Raw genomic sequence first — 485 nt, forward strand, 5'->3', positions numbered from 1 at the left:
AAACAGAGAAATACCCTTAGTACCTTCTGGTGCGCCAGGAAGACGTGCTAGAACAATGTGAACGATGTTATCAACCATATCGTGCTCACCGGCAGAGATGAAGATCTTCGTACCCGTGATGTTGTAGCTACCATCAGCATTTGGCTCAGCCTTAGTAGTCAAAATACCTAGGTCAGAACCACACTGAGGCTCTGTTAAACACATGGTACCCGTCCACTCACCGCTGATCAGCTTAGTTAGATAAGTTTCCTGCTGCTCAGGCGTACCATGCTCTTGAATTGTCGCACGTGCACCGTGGCTTAGGCCTGGATACATACCCCAAGACCAGTTAGCAGTACCAATCATTTCACTCAAAGCGATGTTGATGGACTCAGGTAGACCTTGTCCACCGTGCTCAACAGGCGCGTTCATTGAAGGCCAGCCGCCTTCTACAAATTGGTTATATGCTTCTTTAAAACCTGTTGGCGTTTTAACACCATCTTCAC

At 47.6% G+C, this 485-nt stretch carries 1 protein-coding gene; it reads right to left on the reverse strand.

Going from position 1 to position 485, the window contains the following annotated elements; genetic code table 11:
* Nucleotides 1–485: acyl-CoA dehydrogenase family protein (locus A3729_RS10045; RefSeq protein ID WP_197475752.1), on the reverse strand; the 485-nt coding region annotated here is incomplete at both ends.

The organism is Oleiphilus sp. HI0043 (assembly GCF_001634935.1).